Here is a 19,594-nt window from a genome sequence, read left to right as displayed (position 1 = left end):
GCTATCGGTGTGCATATCTTAATTCTAAGCATCTTTGCATCCAAACGGAGAAGTCCAACCACATGGGAATAATTCAAAGACAAAGTTTGGCAAATGCAATTCTGATTTATTCAGGGATTTTGATTGGTTTCATTAATATGTATTTGCAACCAGTTTGCTTAAGTCCGGAGGTTTTTGGCTTGACCCGTGTTTTGTTATCCTTTTCGGGTTTAGTTTCAGCGATAATGCCGATGGGAGCAGGAAACATTATGATGCGTTTTTTCCAAAACTATGTTGGAAAGGAAGAAGAAAAGAATCGCTTTATCAGTTTTACTTTTGTATTTGGATTAGCAGGGTTTGCGATATTTTCCATCCTATTATTATTAAACTCGGGCTGGATTATTGATTCCTATTCCAAACAATCGGGATTATTTGCAGCAAATTTTGGTTTTGTTTTTTTACTGAGTTTCTTTATGGTTTGCATCAGTTTAGCCAATTGCTATTCATTTGCATTGGCTAAGTCGGTTGTACCTTCATTATTTTCAGAGTTATTAATAAGGTTATTTTTAATGACTTTGGTTGGATTATTCTATTTTAATTATATTGGACTTGAGGGTTTTATAATAGGATTTGTTTGTTCGTATGGTATTAACTTTATTGGAGTAATGAGCTATGTTTTTCATATTGACAAGCCTAAGTTCAGGTTTGATTTTGGGAAATTGGAATGGAAAGGAATGGCTGGCTTTGGGATTATGATTGCAATTGCCACGATGGCATCCATAGGATTAAAAAATTTGGATACCATTTTTTTGGTTAGGTATTTAAACTTAGAAACGGCTGGAATATACTCCATAGCCTTATTTATGGGATTGTTTATTGAAACACCTTTAAATTCTTTGGATCGAATTGCAAGTATTAAGATTGCAATGGCCATAGCCCAAAATGACCATCAAGAAATAAAAGACATTTACCATAAATCAAGCTCAAACTTGTTTTTGGTTGGAGGTTTATTATTTATTGGAGTAAATTCATGTGTAACCCCTTTATTAACTTTTTTACCTCCGGATTATAGAGGAAATGAACTAGTGATTTTTATCATCAGTTTAGGTTCATTGGTTAATATGGCATCCGGTTCAAACACTTCCATCATCTATAATTCAGAACATTATTTAAAAGGAACCATATTGTTAGCAGGAATGTTTGCCTTGCTTTTTATTTTGCTTTGGATATTGATACCACTGTATGGAATTATTGGGTCGGCCATGGCAATTGCAATAACTAGTTCAAGTTTCAACTTATCGAAGTTATTATTCATTAAGAGGTATTATCACATGCAACCGTTTGGATGGGATAGTGTTCGACTTGCCATTCTTATCGGAATAGTCACAATAATTGGACAGTACTTGCCTCATTTGACATTGCCGGTTGGGGATTTAGTTTACCGAGGTATGATTGTTACAGTACTTTACCTTGGAATAGCCTATTTCTTCAAGTTAATTCCTGAAGATAGTATAACTATGGCAAAAGGATTAGTTTCCAAGGTAAAGTCTTGGTAGCGGCAATTAGTTTTTGAAGTTCAGTCAATTGCATCATTGTTCTTTTTACTTGGATTCTACTTTTTAATTAACTGATATGCAGTGTATTAACATTTTTTATTTGTTATGCATGCATACTTTTTTTCAACAAAATACTCTGCATGCAGAATATTTTCATACTATTGCCAATCGAAAAATGGGAAGTTCCAAACGATTATCGGCGAAGGATACGGTCTGTTTTAACATCAAGACCAGTTGGCATGCTATTTCCCGCATGTATAATTCCACAGGAGTTGATTATGATTTAACCTTATCATTGGGTTATGTTCTTATCAATATTGACGAAGAAAATGGTACACCTGCCACCAAAATAGCTTCAAGTGTTGGCATGGAGCCACGCAGTTTGAGTCGGATGCTTAAAACCATTGAAGACAATGGATTGGTTTATCGAAAAGTATCAGAGACAGACAAACGAGTAGTAAGAATATTTTTGACAGAGGAAGGCAAGCAAAAGAGGGAAATGTCGAAATTAGCCGTAAAGACTTTTAATAAAATAGTAAGGGAGAAAATTGACCCTGAAAAACTCAAGGTATTTTTTGAGGTAATAGAGCAAATCAATAATTTAGCAGACAACAAGGAATTATTGGCAAGAGAGAAGATTACCTATGAAATGACCAAAAACAAATCCATACTTGCAGCATAAAAAAACAAACAACCAAATTACCTAACCAAATAAAGATCATGTCAGATACACTAACCTTAGAAAAAACTGCCACCAATGGAGCGGGGGTTATTAAAGCCAACCGTCGTGTAATCAAAAAGGTAGCTGTTCTTGGTTCCGGAGTAATGGGCTCCAGAATCGCCTTGCATTGTGCCAATATTGGATTGGAGGTTTTATTGCTTGATATCGTTCCTTTTGATTTGAAAGAGGAAGAGAAAAGCAATCCAAAATTTCGCAATCGATTAGTAAATGACGCATTAGCATTTGCTTTAAAAACCAATCCTTCGCCGGTTTATAATAAGAAGGTGGCCAATAAGGTTAAGACCGGAAATTTCGACGACAATATGAACGAAATTTCTGATGCAGATTGGGTAATCGAAGTGGTTGTAGAGCGCTTAGACATAAAAAAGCAAGTATTTGAGAAAGTTGAGAAATTTCGCAAAGCCGGAACCTTAATTACCTCAAACACCTCCGGTATTCCAATCCATATGATGACTGAGGGTAGAAGTGAAGATTTCCGACGTCATTTCTGCGGAACTCACTTTTTTAATCCTCCTAGGTACTTAAAACTATTAGAGATTATTCCAACTCCGGAAACGGATTCGGAAGTTGTGAATTTCCTTATGGATTACGGAGACCGTTATTTAGGTAAAACTACTGTTTTATGTAAAGATACTCCAGCTTTTATCGCCAATAGGATTGGGGTTGCCTCCATTATGGCCTTGTTCCATATTGTTGAAAAGATGGACATGACAGTAGAGGAAGTAGATAAATTAACTGGTCCAATAATGGGTCGTGCAAAATCAGCTACCTTCCGTACATGTGATGTAGTTGGATTAGACACTCTTGTTCATGTTGCCAATGGTTTAAGAGACAATTGTCCAAACGATGAAAAACATGAATTGTTCACCCTTCCCGGATATGTATCCAAAATGGTCGAGAACAAATGGATTGGAAGCAAGGCAGGACAAGGTTTTTTCAAACAGGTGAAAGAAGGAGGAAAGAAAGAGATTTTTGCATTAAACTTAAAAACTCTTGAATATGAACCTTCCAAGCGAGTTGATTTTCCGACCTTGAAAGCCGCGAAGCCAATTGATGATTTGCGCAAAAGAACGAAAGTTTTGTACGGAGGAACAGATAAGGCCGGAGAATTTTATCGTGCCATTTTTCATGGAAATTTTGCTTACTGTTCCAATCGTATTCCGGAAATTTCCGATGAAATTTATCGAATTGATCAAGCATTATCAACTGGATTTGGTTGGGAATTAGGACCATTTGAAACATGGGATGCATTAGGAGTAGCTGAAGTAGTTAAAAACATGGAGGCGTCCGGAACTAAACCAGCCCAATGGGTTTATGATATGCTAGCATCCGGTGTAAGTTCATTTTATAAAACTGATAGTGGTAAAAAATTCTACTACGACATTCCATCCAAGTCTTATAAAGTTATTCCCGGAACAGAAAGTTTAATTATTCTGGATAACATTCGTAAAACAAATAAAGTTTGGGGTAATAGTGGAACAACCTTATTTGACCTAGGAGATGGTGTATTAGGTTTGGAATTTCATACTAAAATGAATTCTATTGGTGGAGAGGTAATTGAAGGAATTAATAAATCTATTTTAATTGCAGAAAACGAAGGATGGAAAGGCTTAGTCATTGGTAATCAAGGTCAGAATTTTTCTGCCGGTGCCAACGTGGCCATGATCTTTATGTTAGCTGTGGAACAAGAATGGGATGAATTGTATTTCGCTATAAAATCATTCCAAGACACCATGATGAGGGTTCGTTATTCATCTATTCCGGTAGTAGTAGCGCCTCACGGAATGACCTTAGGTGGTGGATGCGAAATCAACCTGCATGCCGATAAAATTGTAGCAGCTGCCGAAACTTATATTGGTTTGGTTGAATTTGGTATTGGAGTAATACCGGCAGGTGGTGGAACCAAGGAGTTTGCCTTACGAGCTTCAGATTCATTTACGGCTGATGGAATGCTGGTAGATGTATTAAAAGACCGCTATTTAACAATAGGAATGGCTAAAGTAGCTACTTCGGCTCATGAAGGGTACGATTTAGGAATTTTGGTTAAAGGACGTGACGAAATTGTACTTAACAGAGATCGTCAAATTGCTTTGGCGAAACAACGAGTTTTAGAAATGGCTCCAGGTTATGTAAAGCCGGTTCAACGCAGAGATATTAAGGTGCTTGGTCGTCAAGCATTAGGAATGTTCCAGGCAGGAGCCAATTCTATGGTGGCAGGTGGCTATATTTCCGAACATGATAAAAAGATCAGTGAAAAACTGGCCTATGTAATGTGTGGTGGAGATTTGAGTGCACCTACCGAAGTAAGTGAACAATATTTGTTAGAACTTGAAAGGCAAGCCTTCTTATCACTTTGTGGAGAAAAGAAAACCCTGGAGCGAATGCAAGGTTTGTTGACCTCAGGAAAAATCATTCGTAACTAATGATTTGTAGGTCTAAAATCTAGTTCAAACAAGATAAATAACAATCCTTCGTTCATTTCGAGAATAAATTTTAGAAGTTAGGCGAAACTTATCCCTTACTTTTGCAGTCTAAGCTCGAAATGACAAAGGAATTGAAAAAAATAAGCATCGTTCTTTATTTTATTGCTTTTCCTTTGTTGGTATGGAGCCAAGATGCAAGCACTCCTCAAGATGCTTACATCTGCGAAAGACCACAATTCATGGCCGCCGGAGACAGGCATAAGAATTGTCGTGACATGTATAATCGTAAGATGGGCTTATGGAAAGTCTATTCTTACAGCCGGGTTTTAATTTCGGAGATTAATTATGAAAACGACAAAAAGCATGGCATGTCTAGAAGGTATTACCCTCATACAGGTGCTTTGCAAGAATCTTGTGAATACCATTATGGTATTCGAGATGGAGAATTCAAAAGTTTTTATTACAACGGATTCCCAAAATCTGAAGGCAACTATGTTATGGGGAAAATGGATGGGTTATGGACAAAATACCATTTAGGAGGTGGAGAAATAGCTGTTGAAGGCAGTTATTCCATGGGAAAAAAAGTCGGGATTTGGAAGTTTTATAATTCAAAAGGGGAATTGTTGAAGACTATTGTTTACAACAATGAAGGCGTGGTTCAATCTATCAATGGTTTGCCCCCTGATGAATACAAAAATTCAGAATCAAAATACAATGGTAGTGCCAAACCAAGCAGTACCAAACCTGCTACCCCACCATCAACCTCCCCTGCCGATTCCAAAACCTCCGGAGAACATAAAACCTCCCAACCTAATAAAGGAAAACCCAAAATCAACTAATAGGTTGAGGCATTGGTTTTAAAACATCCAATATTTTCCTACCATTTCCTTACCGGTTTAGTTTTTACCTATTAACCTGTAATTAAATTTTAACCAGACTTAAAAATTTTAACTTTAAAAATGGAAGCATACATCATTGGCGGTTATCGTACCGCTGTTGGAAAAGCACCTCGTGGACTTTTCCGTTTTACTAGGGTGGATGATTTGGCTGCAGATGTTATCAAACATCTTGTTGCTCAATTTCCCCAACTAGACAAAGAGCAAATTGACGACGTTATCGTTGGAAATGCAACTCCGGAAGCCGAGCAAGGCCTTAACATGGGTCGTATGATTTCACTTATGGGATTAAATACCGATAAGGTTCCTGGAATGACGGTGAACCGTTACTGTTCTTCAGGTTTAGAATCTATTGCCATAGCTACAGCAAAAATCAAAGCCGGAATGGCCGATGTAATTATTGCCGGTGGCGCAGAAACCATGAGTCCTATACCATTTGGTGGGTGGAAAATCGTTCCCAATTATACTTATGCCAAAAGCAATCCTGATTACTATTGGGGAATGGGTTTGACTGCAGAGGCAGTTGCTAATGACTATAAAATTAGTCGGGAAGAACAAGATGAATTTTCATTTAAATCTCATCAAAAGGCATTTGCAGCTATACAAGCAGGTAAGTTTAAGGATGACATTGTTCCAATTACTGTGAAAGAAGTTTACCTTGATGCTAAAGAAAAACGCAAAGAAAGGGAATATATAGTAGATACCGATGAAGGGCCACGTGCAGATACAACGATCGATAAGTTGGCTAAGTTAAAACCAGTTTTTCATGCCAAAGGAACTGTTACTGCAGGTAATGCCTCCCAAACTTCAGATGGTGCAGCATTTTTATTGGTTGTTTCAGAACGAATGCTTAAACAACTGAATGTTAAACCTATTGCACGCTTAGTTTCTTATGGTGTTAATGGCCTAGAACCAAGAGTGATGGGTGTTGGACCAATTTATGCTATTCCAAACGCTATAAAACGTGCAGGCTTAACACTGAATGATATCGACCAAATCGAATTAAATGAAGCCTTTGCATCTCAATCTTTGGCAATTATCAAAACTCTTGGAATCAATCCGGAAATTGTGAATGTAAATGGAGGTGCCATTGCACTGGGTCACCCTCTTGGATGCACAGGTGGAAAACTATCTGTACAACTTCTGAATGAAATGAGAAGACGTAACCAAAAGTATGGAATAGTAACCATGTGTGTTGGTACAGGCCAAGGAGCAGCAGGCGTATTTGAACTTCTTTAATTAACACAAACTATCCTTAGTCTTAACAATGCAGGTATTTTATAGTACTTACCACATTAAAATTTCATTGACTCTTTAACAAACAACTAAAATTAAAATTTAAACCAAAAAACTAAACAACATGTCAACTGAAACTAAACCAACAACCGCATTAAAAGGTGGTGAATGGCTGATTAAAGAATCAGAAGCACAAAATGTATTTATCCCGGAAGAATTTACCGAGGAACAATTAATGATTGCTAAAACTTGTTCTGATTTTATTGAGCAAGAAGTTGCACCAATCATGGATCGCATCGACAGCATGGAAGAAGGATTAATGCCTAAATTGCTGGAAAAAGCAGGTGAATTAGGAATCTTGGCAGTTTCGTATCCGGAAGAATACGGTGGATTTGGAAAAGATCTTGTTACGAATATTCTTTCAACAGAGGCAACAGGAACAGGACACTCCTTTTCAGTTGCTTTTTCTGCTCACAATGGTATTGGTACCTTGCCTCTATTGTATTACGGAACTCCGGAACAAAAAGCAAAATACATGCCTAAACTGGCAACTGCAGAATGGAAAGCTTGTTATTGTTTAACTGAACCTTCTAGTGGCTCTGATGCCAATAGTGGTAAAACCAGAGCAACTCTTTCGGCAGATGGAAAACACTACATCCTAAATGGTCAAAAAATGTGGATTACCAATGCCGGGTTTGCTGATTTATTTACTGTATTCGCTAAGATTGATGATGATGAGAACTTGTCTGCATTTTTAGTTGAGAAATCCTTTGGCGGAATTAGTTTGAATGCTGAGGAGAAAAAAATGGGTATTAAAGGTTCTTCCACCAGACAAGTATTCTTCAACAATTGCCATGTTCCAGTAGAGAATTTACTTTCTGAACGCCAAAACGGATTCAAAATCGCTGTAAACATTTTGAATATTGGTCGTCTAAAACTTGGAGCGGCCGCAATCGGTGGAGGTAAAGCTGCTGCCTCATATTCAGTTAAATATGCCAACGAACGCGAACAATTTGGACGTCCAATTTCCAAATATGGAGCAATACGCTATAAACTGGCCGAAATGTGCATCCGTACTTGGGTGAACGAATCTGCGGTTTATCGTGCTTCCCAAGACATTGAAAACGCTATCAAAGCATTGGTGTCTGCTGGAATGGACGAAGGAAAGGCCAAATTAAAAGGCTTTGAGCAATATGCTATTGAATGTGCCATTTTGAAAGTTTTTGGTTCTGAAGCCATTGATTATGTAGTGGATGAAGCTGTTCAAATTTATGGTGGAATGGGTTTTTCTGCAGAATCACCAACAGATCGTTCTTACCGTGACGCCCGTATTAACAGAATCTTCGAAGGAACTAATGAAATAAACAGAATGTTAACCGTTGATATGTTCTTGCGTCGTGCTATGAAAGGAGAATTGGATTTAATGGGGCCTGCGACAAAAATCGCTGGAGAATTAATGAGTATTCCTGAATTTGGTTCAGAAGACGAAGGCTTATTTACCAATGAAAGAAAATACATCAAAAATTTCAAAAAAGCAGCCTTGATGATTGCAGGTTCAGCGGTACAAAAATTCATGATGAGCTTATCAAAAGAGCAAGAAATTCTAATGAATCTTGCAGATATCCTTATCGGAATCTACACTGCAGAAAGTGCTTTGTTAAGAGCTGAAAAGCTAGTTTCTATTAAAGGAGAAACCGCTTGCCAAGATCAAATTGATATGGCTAAAACCTATATAAACTCAGTAGCAGATTCTATTTATTTAGCCGGAAAAGAGGCTATTAATTCCTATGCAGAAGGTGACGAACTTCGCATGATGCAAATGGGACTAAAACGTTTCACCAAAACTGAGCCTTATAACGCTAAAGAAGCTCGCAGACGCATTGCTGCAAAACTAATTGATGCAGGTAAATGGTGCTTCTAAGCTGATTTTTCTTGTCTATTTGACTAGAAGATAGATATAAGAAAGGCCGCCTTAATTAGGCGGCTTTTCTTTTTTTATTGATTTTGCCACTCATGTTTTACCATAAAGTAAATTGAACTTCTTAATAATAGGTAGGTAATCCCCAAATATGTCAACTTTAGAATTACCCTAATTCAATTAGTAAAAGAAGGATTTTCCAATAAATTTTAGAATTTCGCTACCTCAATTAATTCCTATACAACTAGATATTGGAAAACCATACTTGGATTAATTGTGAATAAATCAAGTCCTGGGTGGCAAATGCATTAGTGAAAAATGTCAGGGAACTATAAAGGCCGGAAAACCGGCCTTTACAAATTAGGAGAGGGGAAACTGGAACAAACTCCTAAAAACAACAATACATGACAAAAAAGCCATGCATAAAAATCGGGATAAGGATAAAAACTAATTAAACATCAAATACAATTCAATATTAAATTTCTCAAAAGGAGATGCAAGTCGACATTCCAGCTTTTTTGCTAAAATCATTTGGCCTGGCTCATAATCACTCCAGCTAGAATCATCCTTTCGAATTTGAATCTTTAATAAACCCTCCAAATAAGTATATTGATTTGGGAAAACCAAACTAGACGGACCTGATTCCTCTTTATCATATATTACAATGCTATCTCCATAAAGAGAATACTCACCCGTAGCGACATTAAAACTTTGTTTCATTTCAATACCGGGGACTAGGCAACTAATCTGAAAATACTAGATTCCTTCTCTTGAGAAACGTAGGTATAATTAATTCCAAGCTCAATAGCTTTTTCTTCCATGGTGAAAGGGTCAACTTCATCAACAGCACATTCAATTTCTTCCCAAATATCCAGAAGTAATTCATCAATCAACATCCTTAGTGTATGTTGATCAACAGCTTGGGTTCCATTGATAGAAGAACTGATTTGAATGCTATGCTGCAATTTAACCAAAAAGGGATGGATGTACTTAGCTACGTCTTTTGGAAGATTCCAATTTCCGGAATCAGCACTAGAAGCCAAAATTAAAGCGGTTTGCAGAGCTTTTACCCTTTCTGCGTCTGTTTTTGGTAGTTGTTTATTAAACATGTTGAACAGATTTGATGGTTTTTATCCGATACAAATGTTCAACAAAACAATAGGGTAACAAAGGAAACAAAAGTATATAAATTGACACCGTTTGAGACAGGTCAATATAATACAAAACACTAAAGGCCAATAGGTTAACCTATTGGCGAATAGCATTAAATTGACTCAGTAAATAAATACTGAGCTCAGCCCAATTAAGGACAATCAAGAAGTAAATACAAGCAACTTAGAAAATTGCCTGTAGAATTCCTTTAGTTTTTAGTCCTGCCCTCATTTGGATCCCAAACTGTATTAACCAAAGTAGTAGCCTGTGTGTAGGTGGTTACATTGGATTTAACAGCTATAGAAACTTGTTGATCTTTTGAAAGAGTTGTTTGTTGAGAAGATGAAACCATGTTCAAAGACAACAAAAGGGCGAAAAGTGCGTTCATGACTAAAGGGAGTTTTTAGTAGTTATGCGGTTTGTTATATAGGGTAGACATCATCTTTCCTTCGATGACTATCTGGGGGCAATGATAAAACAAGAAAATGATATCAACAACAAAATGTTCATATGTTGATGGTCGAAATTTTACAACTGCCTGGTTATCAACATGAAAAAGTTAATAAAAAATGTAACCTTTTGAATTGTGTTAAAAATTGTGAATGATAGCATTGTTGAAAAGTCCTCTAGTTGAATTGTTCTTAGATTTTTAAAATAATGGACTTTTGGGAATGCAAGAATTGACTGGTCTAATTAAAGGACTTAATAAAAGAGAAATTAAACTTGTGAGATGGTTGTATACCTCAAGTGGTAAATCCGAAGAAAAATTAAGATTGCAAATATTTGACTATATCTTAAAAAGCAAAAAAGCTGAAGAGGCAGAATTTAGAAAAAAAATATCATATAATGGAAGTAATTCTGCATTTTCTCACCTTAAGCGAAGACTTCGAAATGACATATTAAACGTAATATTGTTACAAGAAAGCAATAAAAAATTCAGAGCACCAATGTTTACCGCATCATTTGAAGTCAAGAAAAAAATGGCCTTTGCAGAATTACTTTACAGAAGAGGACAATTAGACCTGGGCGATTGTTTAATTGATGAAGGAATAAAATTGGCAAAAAACTTTGAATTAATTGCTGAACAATATATTCTGACAGATTTTCAAAGAATTACACAAGGAATTACAAAAGGGAATAAAATTATTGGAAAAGCTAATAATGAAATTGAAAACATAGTAGAAGCTATAAGTGCCAACTCTAAAGTCGTAAATTTATTTTATGATTTCACTATTAGATATTTGGGTAAAAAAAGTTTCAGTTCAGAAAAACTAAAAGAAGCTCAGGATTCTTTAGTTAAAATGGAATTTATATATAAAAATTATCCATATGCTAGAATAGGATTTTGGTACCATAGAGCGGCAATTTCCTACTACTCACAAAACCATGAATATGAAAATGCCTTTTTACACGGTAAATTGCTTTTAGAATTAACTGAGAACAATCAAGCACTTTACACTCCAGTTAACCTGGCTGGTGCAAGTAAGGATTTGGCTGAAATATGTATATCTGCAAAAAAGTTTGACTTTGGAGTAACTTATTCAAATAGAGCCCTAGAACTCTTTAATCCTAAATTAAATAACTATTTACTAACTCTAGAGAATTTATTTCAATCGGAATTTTATCTTGGAAATATGGAAAATTGTAAATATATTTACAATAAAGCAAAGGTTCATCCAAGGTATAGCAAAAATAAATCAACAATAGCAAAATGGAATTATTTCAATTCATGTATATTATTTAAGGAAAAAAAATATAGAGAATGTTTAAAGTCCCTTAATCAATTCAAACAGGAATATCTGTCTGATAAGGGGGAGATGCAATTTGGTTACAGACTACTAATTCTAATAAATTATATTGAATTAGAGAAATTTGACGTATTCGAATTTGAGTTAGATTCTTTTAGAAAAAGTATATACTATTACAAAGATTATTACAAAGAGAGAATTTCATATATTATAAAAACATTAAATGATTTGCAAAAATGTGATTTTGATTTCAGTAAATTTTCTAAATTTGAAATAGAAAATAGAATCAAAAATAAGTGGCAACCATTGGGTTATGAAATGGTTGAATTTTTTGAATGGCTAAATAAAAAATTTGTTCATAATGAAAATTAACGAATTAATTGGACTTGTTGGAGTTTTAACAAAACAAGAATCAGACTTTGTTATTGCCTTTTTAAGTTTAGATTCTGAAGATGAATACAGTATAAGGAAATTGAAACTATTCGAAATTTTAATTGCGCACAAGAATGCGAACAAAAAACAAATAAGAGAAGAAGTTTATGATGGAAAACTATCAGAAAGTTATTATGCTCATATTGTTAGAAGATTAACACATGACATTTTAAATATTCTTTTATTAAAAGACTCAAGTAAAATTGTTAGGTCCACAAACTTCAGAAATTCACTTGAGATTAAAAGATATTTAGTATATTCTGAACTACTTTACAGAAGAGGCTTGACGAAGTTAGGAGACTTTTTCATTGATGAAGGATCTAAGATTTCTGAAATTTATGCAATGCCAATTGAATGGCTTTCAATTAATGAATTTAGGCTAGTACGTAGAGGTACAGAAGGGAATAGAAGAAATATTGAAGCTATTGTAGCTAAAACACGATATAAGTCAAAGGAGGCTGCAGCTTTAACAGAAGTTTTATGTTTATTCAATGAATTTAAAGGAGTAAATGCAGATAGATTTCAATTGTCTCAGAGCTTAATTGACGAAGGTTCAATCATTCTAAATCGAATGGCAGAGCTATTTAAAGAATTTCCTCTTTCTCGAATTGGTTATTGGTACTACAGGACTGCACTTTTTTATTATATTCAGCTCAATGATACTTTTCAATTGGATAAATACTCGGAATATTTATTAAAATTAACAGAGTCAGATCCAGCTATTAATACCCCAGTTAACATCGCAGGATTAAACCTAGAATTAGCAGAAATTAAAATTCTACATAGCAATTATTTAGAAGCTATTAAAGGAATTGAATTTTCTTTAACATTATTTAACCCTAAACTAAACAACTATATTTTGGCCTTGCAAAGGCTTTTCCTCGCCCATTTTCACTTGAAAAACTTTGAAACCTGTCAGGAAATTTTAGACCAGGCTTTTAATCATCCAAAGTTTAGAGAAAAGAAATACACCTTTACCATCTGGAACTACTACAAAGCTTGTTTGTTCTTTAAATTTGGACACTATAAAGAGGCTATGGCTTGTATCAACCAGGATGTTACTAATTTAGCTTCTGACAGGGGAGAATTATTCTTTTGTCATAAAGTATTGTTTTTTCAAATCCAACTAGAAACCGGTAAGGAATTCCTTTGGTCTTATGAATTAACAAACTTTCGAAAGTCAATGCAATCCATCAAAAGCTTAAAAATGGATAGACAGCGTGTGATTTTTAGAATTTTACAAAGTCTGGACACCCAGGTTTTTGATTTTCCTTATGTAAGACAACGGGAATATGCTCATTTTGATAAACTTGAACTAGACCAATACAAATGGAATCCTCTTGGATTTGAATTAATCAAATTTGAAGATTGGTTTGAAATGAAGCAAAACTCCTACGACAAACGTAGTCGTGCTAAAAAACCTAAATCCTAGTTTCTTTGGCAGGAATAAAATTAATGTCAAGCGGTTTAGACACTTTCTCGGGAAGTATAGCAGCTTCAAACAATTCTTCCATATTGGAGACATATTGAAACCTTAATCCTTCCAAATACCTGTCATTTATATCCTCTACATCTTTCTTATTGTCTGCACAAAGTATTATATTGGTTATTCCTGAACGTTTAGCCGCTAAAATCTTTTCTTTTATTCCTCCTACCGGTAAAATTTTCCCCCTTAAGGTAATTTCACCTGTCATGGCTAAATTTGACTTAACCTTTTGTTGAGTAAATGCCGATAACAAGGCAACAAAAATGGTAATTCCAGCTGATGGTCCATCTTTAGGTGTTGCTCCTTCCGGAACATGAATATGTATATTCCAATTATCAAAGGAATGTGCTGCTATTCCATACTGTTCGCCATGTGCTTTTAAATATTCTAAGGCAATAATGGCACTTTCTTTCATCACATCTCCTAAATTTCCCGTTAAAGTTAATTTACTTTTCCCTTTACTTAAACTAGTTTCAATGAACAATATGTCACCACCAAATGGAGTCCATGCCAAACCCGTAACAACCCCCGCCAAATCATTGTTTATTGCCTTATCTCTGTTATAATGTGATATCCCCAATATTTCTCCTACCTCTTTTATCGAAAGCTGTGGCAAATAGTCCTCCTTTACAGCAACTTTCAACGCAATTGCCCTTATCACTTTCGCCACCTCTCTTTCCAGGGTTCTTACCCCAGATTCACGAGTATATTTATCAATAATAAATGCAAGAACTTCTTCCGATAATTCAACCTGCTTTTTCTTTAAACCATGTTCTTCTATTTGCTTTGGAACCAAGTGATTCTTGGCAATTTGAATTTTCTCTTCTAAAGTATAACCACTAATATCAATTATCTCCATCCTATCTAATAACGCCGGTTGAATAGAATTTAAATTATTGGCAGTTGCAATAAACATCACCTTGGATAAATCATAATCCATCTCCAGATAATTGTCATAAAACGTGGTGTTTTGCTCCGGATCGAGTACCTCTAACAAGGCCGAAGAAGGATCACCTTGATGACTAGCCCCAACCTTATCTATTTCATCCAATACAAAAACTGGATTAGACTTGTTAACCTTTTTAATGTTCTGGATTATTCTTCCCGGCATCGCTCCAATATAGGTTTTTCGATGTCCACGGATTTCGGCTTCATCGCGCAAACCGCCCAATGACATCCGAACATATTTTCTACCCAATGCTTTTGCAATTGATTTACCCAACGAGGTTTTTCCAACCCCAGGAGGTCCATATAAACAAAGTATGGGGGATTTCATATCTCCCTTTAATTTCAAAACCGCCAAATGCTCCAGAATCCGCTTCTTAACCTTGTCTAATCCAAAATGATCCTTATCCAATACCTTGGATGCATTCTTCAGATCAAAATTATCTTTGGAACAATCATTCCATGGAAGTTCCAACAAAGTTTCCAAATAGTTCATTTGAATTGAATATTCGGCCGCATTGGGGTTCATTCTTCCCAACTTGTCCAATTCCTTTTCAAACAATCCTTGGGTTTGTTTGGTCCATTTTTTTGTCTTAGCTTTTTCTTTTAACTCCTCTAACTCTCTATCATTACCTCCACCTAGCTCTTCCTTAATTGTTTTTAGTTGTTGATTTAGAAAATACTCCCGTTGCTGTTTATCTACTTCAACCTTTACTTTGGACTGGATTTGATTCTTAATTTCCAACAATTGAAGATCTTTGGATAAATGAGCTAAAATAGTTTTTGCCCTTTCCTTTTGATCTGTTATCTCCAATATTTGTTGCTTCTCGGCCACAGTCGCATTCATATTGGATGAGATAAAATTCAACAAAAATGAGGTACTATCAATATTGTTGAGGGCAAATCCTGCTTCAGAAGGTATATTGGGTGATAATTTGATAATTTGATGCGAAATGTCTTTTACTGATCCTATTATCGCATTATACTCCTGGTCATCTTCATTGGCTTTTATTTCAACAAATTCTTGTATGGTGGCTTTTAAATATGGTTCATTGCCTAAGTAGGTATCCAAATTAAACCGCTTCTTGCCCTGAATAATTGCCGTTGTACTTCCATCCGGCATTTTGAACAACTTGATAACCACAGCTAAGGTCCCAACTTGGTTCAAATCCTCAAACCCGGGGTCATCAATATTTTGATCTTTTTGTGAAACTACTCCTACAAAAGTTTTCTTTTTATAGGCTTCCTGGATAAGTTTAATCGACTTATCTCTTCCAACCGTAATCGGTATTACAACACCGGGAAATAATACTGTATTTCGGAGTGGTAATATTCCTACTTCTGTAGGAATATCAACCTTGTTCATACTTTCTTCTTCTTCCGTAGTCATTACAGGGATAAACTCCGTATCCTCGTCTACTATGGAATCCATTCCAAATGGTTTAATTTCAAATTTACTCATACGTCAATATGGCAGCTATTTCCAAGTAATATAATTAAAATAAATTAGATTGAGTCCAATAAATAATTTAGAAAAACTTATTAAACAAGCAAATTGCCAAAAAGTTCACCTGAATCAAATATTGGGAAAGGATTCAACCCAAACCCTATGCCAATAAGAACTTCAAGCCATTGTGTCAGAAAGTTGCTAGAACCAAGTATAGATTTACCTTTGCCGGGTGATTCTTCAAGAATTTTCCTTCACCAATTTCAGAAGCTATTCCCATGCCCATGTTTCCTTTAAAGAAAGAATCATTTGCTTTATTGGAAAAAACGGAAGTGGGAAAACAAATTTATTAGATGGAATCTACTATTTGGCTTTTTGTAAAAGTTATTTTAATCCAAACGACTCCCAAGTTATTAAACATGAACAGAATTTCATGTCACTAACTGGGAAATTTGACATAGAAGGTGAAACTTTAACCATTTCCTGCGGATTAAAACCTGGTCAACGGAAAATATTCAAAAAGAACGAAAAGGAATACCAGCGACTTTCTGATCATATTGGAATAATTTCGGTTGTAATGATTTCTCCTACTGATCAATTCCTTATAACTGAAGGAAGCGATGAACGAAGGAAGTTTGTTGATTCAGTAATTGCACTAAATGATAAAATTTACCTGGATAACCTTATTACCTATAATCGAATTCTTCTCCAAAGAAATATACTCCTAAAGCAAATGGGAGAAAACCGAAACTTTGATCCTACGGTATTGGAAATTTTGGATATGCAATTGGATGAACCGGGATCCTATATCTACCTTTCTAGAAAAAAATTTGTCCACGAATTTGAAGAACTTTTCATTAAATTATATCAACAAATCTCCCTTTCAAACGAAGTTCCTTCCATAATTTATGATTCTGACCTGAACTCATCGTCATTTCTACCTTTACTGACCCAATCTCATTCGAAGGATTTCTCTGCCTGGACAACAACCAAAGGAATTCATAAAGACGATTTTGTATTTCTTTTAAATAATTTCCCTCTTAAGAAATTTGCTAGTCAAGGTCAACAAAAAACTTTTTTACTTTCTTTAAAATTGGCTCAGTTCTATTGGTTAAAACAAGCCAAAGGCATAAAACCTATTTTACTTCTGGATGATATTTTTGAAAAATTAGATCAATCCAGGGTGGAACATCTATTTGAATTAGTCTCTTCTGAAGAGTTTGGACAAGTATTTATTTCAGATACCGATAAGAAAAGAATTCAACAAGCTTTTAAATCACTAGGTGTTACGCCTCAATTTATTGAAACACCAACCGAAGTAGAAATTTAAGCCTTTTTCCCTATTCGTATATAATACGCTATACCTAAAACCCCAATTTTGAATCGGAACTCCTGGCTGGATAGATAGATTTGAAGCACAAACACAAGAAATTGTCCGGTTTGGAAAAAACGCTGACTAACCCAGTCCAATTTAATCCATGCCTGTATGAATGAAAAGAGAATCGCAAACTCTCCTGTATACCAATCCCTTCCAACTACTACTCCTCTTCTCCTAACCCAAAACTGCACGTCTTCTTCTTTCCTTAAACCATATTCCTTTCGAACACCTGTTGGCTTAACAAAAACTCCCATTGAAATTAAATGCGGAACTTTAAATAACAAATTCACCCGATTATTCCAAACACCAAACAGTACATTAAAATCCTTCGGAGTAAAGGATGACCACACCGTTTTAAAAACCCCAATTACTTTCACTCGTCAAAGTTAGGTCTCTTGGTTTCGTTTGCTCAAATGAATTTGGAATTGTAATAAATATTACTTATTTTTGGCCATAAGATGGCGCAAGGAATCGAGAAAATACTAATTCTAGACGATAAACCCGGAGATATCAAAGCGATTAATTCGGAATTAAAAGCTGCATTTTCCTTGCACAACACAAGAATAGCCCATTCTAAGCAAGATTTCGAACGTCTTTTTTTTGAATTTCAACCGGAGGTGATTCTTTCGGACTTTAGTTTGCCTGGTTACAATGGTCTTGAAGCATTTGAATTTTGCAAAAAAAATCAATATGAAGGTGCTTTTATCCTTCTTGCAGAAAATATAAAGGAAGAAAGTTTAATCGAATTCCTGAAGGAAGGAATGGATGATTACTTACAAAAACCAAAGCTGAAAAGATTGAATGAATCCATTAACTCCGCTCTGGAAAGAATTAATCTGATTAAATTTAAAGAAAAGGCCCTAAAACGTGAAAAAGAACAAAGCCAATTATTAAAAGATTTATTTGAATCCTGCTTTGAAGCGACTATCATTACCAAAAATGGCGTTTTTATTGATGTAAACCCCACTTTCGAAAACCTTTTTAAATACACTAAATCAGAATTGATTGGTAAACAAGTTTTTAATTACTTGCATCCTGACTATGTATCAGAAGCCAAGCATCATATCCTGAATAATACCCGAGACAAATACATTCTTAAGGTGTATGATAAAAATGGACAACTATTAACTACTGAGGTTTTGGGCAGACCTATTTTAATGAATGGAGAAACTTTCCGAATTACCAGCCTGAGAGATATCACCAAAATTGAACAACAAGAAGATGCTTTAAGTGTCAAATTTGAAGAACTGGAAAGAAAGCAAAAAATTTTGCTTGACCTGGCAAGAGACAACCATACAAACGTTGAAAATTCCATTCGAAAAATAATAAAAGTAGATGCTGAATTGGTTAATGTTGAAAGAGTTAGCCTTTGGATTTATTCCAAAGATCGATCTCAAATTCAATGCCGTTTAATGTATAAGGCTTCTTCCGCTTCTTTCGAAATGGGTTCTTTACTCTCCAAAGAAACTAATCCGGTTTACTTCGACTATATCGAAAAGCATCGTTTTATCTCGGCTGATGATGCTTTGACCGATCCCCGTACCTCCGAATTTACAGATAGCTATTTAAAAATTAATGGCATATCTTCGATGTTGGATGTTCCAATTTGGGTTCATGGAAACCATATCGGTATTTTATGTCACGAACATGTCGGAAACAAAAGAACATGGAGTCCTGAAGAAGTTTCCTTGGTTACTAACCTGGCTGATTTCCTAGCCAATGCCCTTGGTGCAGAAGAACAAGAAAAAACCCTTAAAAGACTTATTAAATCAGAATTTAGACCCCTGGACCCTAAACCTACCCCTGGCGTTGGTCAATGGGAACTAAATGTAGAATCCCAAACCCTGATTTGCTCCCCTGAAGCCTATACTATGCATGGCCGTGACCCCAAATCTGGTAGTATTTCACTCTATGAATACTCCCGCTTGGTACACCCTGATGATCGAAATTACTTTAAAGAATCCATCAATAAGGTGCTTAAAGACAACGAATTTAGACGTTTTGGATATCGTATTATTCTTCCAAATGGCCAAACAAAATACATTCAAGCAAAAATTAAACGACTTGATTTTGTTAATTCTTATAAAGTCTATGGAACTCTAAGAGAAAATACGTTTGTAGAGGCCTGAAACTAATTGATAACACCTTCCAAAATTTATTCACTAAACGAATTCAATTATTTTATGTAAGATTCTAATCGTAATCTTAACGAATTCGTTGATTTTATATTTCTTTAGTATGCGGGCCCCCTCCGCC

General features: G+C 35.3%; 15 protein-coding genes. 10 read left to right on the top strand and 5 right to left on the bottom strand.

Translation table 11 applies throughout. The features are described from left to right. From K1X82_10665 to K1X82_10640, 6 genes are all read left to right on the top strand, one after another. Positions 1-1,535 (top strand): polysaccharide biosynthesis C-terminal domain-containing protein (locus tag K1X82_10665; protein ID MBX7182567.1); only part of this gene is annotated, 1,535 nt, incomplete at its 5' end. Positions 1,536-1,710: 175 nt separating this feature from the next. Further along, positions 1,711-2,217 (top strand): MarR family transcriptional regulator, encoded by a 507-nt coding sequence (locus K1X82_10660; protein MBX7182566.1) that lies wholly within the window; start codon positions 1,711-1,713, stop codon positions 2,215-2,217. Positions 2,218-2,255: 38 nt separating this feature from the next. Continuing rightward, the gene (locus tag K1X82_10655) at positions 2,256-4,700 is read left to right on the top strand and encodes a 3-hydroxyacyl-CoA dehydrogenase/enoyl-CoA hydratase family protein (protein ID MBX7182565.1); all 2,445 of its coding nucleotides are present in this window, start codon (positions 2,256-2,258) and stop codon (positions 4,698-4,700) included. Between the two features lie 119 nt (positions 4,701-4,819). Next, entirely contained in the window at positions 4,820-5,539 is a 720-nt protein-coding gene (locus tag K1X82_10650) for a hypothetical protein (protein ID MBX7182564.1), read from the top strand. Positions 5,540-5,659: 120 nt separating this feature from the next. Beyond that, complete coding sequence (locus K1X82_10645) at positions 5,660-6,835, top strand: acetyl-CoA C-acyltransferase (GenBank protein ID MBX7182563.1); 1,176 nt, start codon at positions 5,660-5,662, stop codon at positions 6,833-6,835. Between the two features lie 121 nt (positions 6,836-6,956). After that, positions 6,957-8,753, top strand: coding sequence for an acyl-CoA dehydrogenase family protein (locus tag K1X82_10640; protein ID MBX7182562.1), 1,797 nt, complete (start codon positions 6,957-6,959; stop codon positions 8,751-8,753). 444 nt (positions 8,754-9,197) lie between these two features. On the opposite strand, the gene K1X82_10635 is transcribed toward K1X82_10640, so the two are convergent. From K1X82_10635 to K1X82_10625, 3 genes are all read right to left on the bottom strand, one after another. Beyond that, entirely contained in the window at positions 9,198-9,470 is a 273-nt protein-coding gene (locus K1X82_10635) for a hypothetical protein (protein ID MBX7182561.1), read from the bottom strand. Positions 9,471-9,484: 14 nt separating this feature from the next. Next, on the bottom strand, positions 9,485-9,859 hold the full coding sequence (locus tag K1X82_10630) for a hypothetical protein (GenBank protein MBX7182560.1): 375 nt from the start codon (positions 9,857-9,859) through the stop codon (positions 9,485-9,487). Between the two features lie 251 nt (positions 9,860-10,110). Then, positions 10,111-10,290 carry a hypothetical protein gene (locus K1X82_10625; protein ID MBX7182559.1) on the bottom strand — a complete coding sequence of 60 codons (180 nt, stop codon included), beginning with the start codon at positions 10,288-10,290 and terminating at the stop codon, positions 10,111-10,113. A 283-nt stretch (positions 10,291-10,573) separates the two neighbouring features. Between K1X82_10625 and K1X82_10620 the strand changes: the two genes are divergently transcribed. Then, a complete protein-coding gene (locus tag K1X82_10620) occupies positions 10,574-12,022 on the top strand; it encodes a hypothetical protein (protein MBX7182558.1) in 1,449 nt (482 codons plus the stop codon). Continuing rightward, the gene (locus K1X82_10615) at positions 12,012-13,514 is read left to right on the top strand and encodes a hypothetical protein (protein ID MBX7182557.1); all 1,503 of its coding nucleotides are present in this window, start codon (positions 12,012-12,014) and stop codon (positions 13,512-13,514) included. The genes K1X82_10620 and K1X82_10615 overlap by 11 nt, the downstream gene beginning before the upstream one ends. On the opposite strand, the gene lon is transcribed toward K1X82_10615, so the two are convergent. Next, positions 13,504-15,975, bottom strand: coding sequence for an endopeptidase La (lon, locus tag K1X82_10610; protein ID MBX7182556.1), 2,472 nt, complete (start codon positions 15,973-15,975; stop codon positions 13,504-13,506). The genes K1X82_10615 and lon overlap by 11 nt on opposite strands. A 217-nt stretch (positions 15,976-16,192) precedes the next feature. Between lon and recF the strand changes: the two genes are divergently transcribed. Continuing rightward, the gene (gene recF, locus K1X82_10605) at positions 16,193-17,290 is read left to right on the top strand and encodes a DNA replication and repair protein RecF (GenBank protein ID MBX7182555.1); all 1,098 of its coding nucleotides are present in this window, start codon (positions 16,193-16,195) and stop codon (positions 17,288-17,290) included. Here the strand turns inward: recF and K1X82_10600 are convergent. Then, entirely contained in the window at positions 17,287-17,715 is a 429-nt protein-coding gene (locus K1X82_10600) for a hypothetical protein (protein MBX7182554.1), read from the bottom strand. The two genes, recF and K1X82_10600, sit on opposite strands and share 4 nt — an antisense overlap. An 81-nt stretch (positions 17,716-17,796) precedes the next feature. Here K1X82_10600 and K1X82_10595 point away from each other — a divergent pair, with 81 nt between their 5' ends. Next, positions 17,797-19,467, top strand: coding sequence for a PAS domain S-box protein (locus tag K1X82_10595; protein ID MBX7182553.1), 1,671 nt, complete (start codon positions 17,797-17,799; stop codon positions 19,465-19,467). Positions 19,468-19,594: the final 127 nt, after the last annotated feature.

The sequence above is a fragment of the Bacteroidia bacterium genome, assembly GCA_019695265.1.
Classification (GTDB): domain Bacteria; phylum Bacteroidota; class Bacteroidia; order JAIBAJ01; family JAIBAJ01; genus JAIBAJ01.
Note: the sequence above shows the minus strand (reverse complement) of the source record. Positions and strands in the feature narration are given on the sequence as shown.